At 71.8% G+C, this 1,606-nt stretch carries 2 protein-coding genes; both read right to left on the minus strand.

The window, feature by feature from the left end; translation table 11 throughout:
• On the minus strand, positions 1–726 hold a 726-nt coding region (locus tag ACQKIP_RS46965; protein ID WP_427745818.1), incomplete at its 3' end, for a hypothetical protein.
• Positions 727–822: 96 nt separating this feature from the next.
• Positions 823–1,488, minus strand: a complete 666-nt coding sequence (locus tag ACQKIP_RS46970) for a DUF3105 domain-containing protein (protein WP_365854111.1) — start codon at positions 1,486–1,488, stop codon at positions 823–825.
• Between the last annotated feature and the right edge of the window lie 118 nt (positions 1,489–1,606).

A 1,606-nucleotide genomic window follows, 5' to 3' on the forward strand; every position in this document is an offset into this window, starting at 1 on the left:
CACCTCTGTGGTGTGCGAGCGGCCGACGTCGCGGACGATCTCCAGCGCGAGGACGCGGTCGAAGTGGGCGAACGTCTCGAACTTGGCGCCGCCCGGTACGTCCTCGGCCGCCTGGAGTTCGTCGAGGAGCCGCAGCACGGCCGGGGTGTCGAGACCGTTCTCCAGGGCGGCCATGGCGTCCCGCACGAAGTCCGCGGGCATCGCCTTGGACGGCTCGTCGGCCCAGGCAGCCACCTGCTTGCGCCAGTTGGCCAGTTTCGCGGCGCTCGCGTCGACGGCTTCCTCGCTGATGTCGGCGGGTTCGTGGTGCGGGTGGCCGAGCAGGAGCAGCCGCAGGGCGAGCGGGTCCCGGTCGGGGTCGCGGACCTCGCGTCCCCCGGTGACGGCTTCGCCGATCTGCAGGGTCAGGCCGTCCTTGCCCTCGTACGTGCGGCTGGTGAGATGCACGGCCGGCGGGCCGCCGAGGGCTTCGGTGATCTCGTCCGGGGTGCCGTGGGCGTCGGCCGGACGGATGCCGGCTTCATCGGCCGATGCCGCCGGCGGGCAGGTCCACCCGACGAGCACGGTACGGCCGCGCAGTTCGACGACGCGGGACAGGACGTCCGCGACGAGAAGCACGCGCAGCCCGGTCAGGCCGTCCGCGGCGTCGGGGTCGTCGGCCGACGGCGCGTGGGCGCACATCCGAAGGGGTCCGAACCCGGCCAGATCGTCAACGATGCTCAGCACACCACAGAGACTAGGCGCACCGCCCCGCGATGACACCCGGCGACAGCGGCCGGGAGGGGCGACGGCTCCCCCGCCCGGCCGCTCCCTCTCGGGCGCCTATGCCGGTCCGACCCCGCCCGTGCAGGCCGCGCCGGGCTCCGGAGTCTGCTCGCCCTGGACGTACTTGCCCAGGAACTGCTCGACGCGGGGGTCCGTCGCCTTGTCCACGGTGAGCTGGCGGCCCCACGCGGTGAGCGTGAGGGCGGCCTTCTGCTCCTTGACCGGGCTCATCAGTGTGTAGGGCGTGGTGCTGACCTTCTGGCCCAGCTTCTTTATGTCGCCGGTCGACGCCTTGTCGTTGTACGTGATCCAGACGGCGCCGTGCTCCAGCGAGTGGACGGCGTTCTCCTCGCCCAGCGGCTTGTCGTACACATCGCCCTGGCAGTTGGCCCACGCCTGGCTGTGATCGCCGCCCGCCGGCGGGGTCATCGGATAGTCGACCGTCTTGGTGACGTGGTTGCGGCCGAGCTTCTTCGCGTCCCACGTCTTCTCGCCCTTGACGGGGGCCTGGGCTACGGCCTCTGCCTTGTCCTTCTTCTCCGACGCGTCGAGCAGGACGTAGGAGCCGAATCCGGCGAGCCCGGCCAGTACGGCCACGCCCGCGGTGATGGCGATGACGCGGTTGCGGCGGTCGCGCGCCTGCTCGGCGCGGCGTTGCTCCTGGATGCGGGCCTTGCGTGCGGCGGACGTTGCGGCCGGCTTGCCTGTCTTGGAGGTGCCCATGTCCGGGGATGTCCTTGTCCCCGCCGTGCCCGGGGCACGGCGGTGGTGGGTGTGGGTGTGTGAGGTGATCGGCGCGAGCGCACGGCCGTGAGATGCGTCCGGAGCCGCGTCCATAGAC

The sequence above is a fragment of the Streptomyces sp. NPDC059900 genome (genome assembly GCF_050270335.1).
Taxonomy (GTDB): Bacteria; Actinomycetota; Actinomycetes; order Streptomycetales; family Streptomycetaceae; genus Streptomyces.

Excerpts from the sequence above, each read along its gene's own strand:
- ACQKIP_RS46970 (WP_365854111.1), bottom strand. The coding sequence starts at position 1,488 with ATGGGCACCTCCAAGACAGGCAAGCCGGCCGCAACGTCCGCCGCACGC.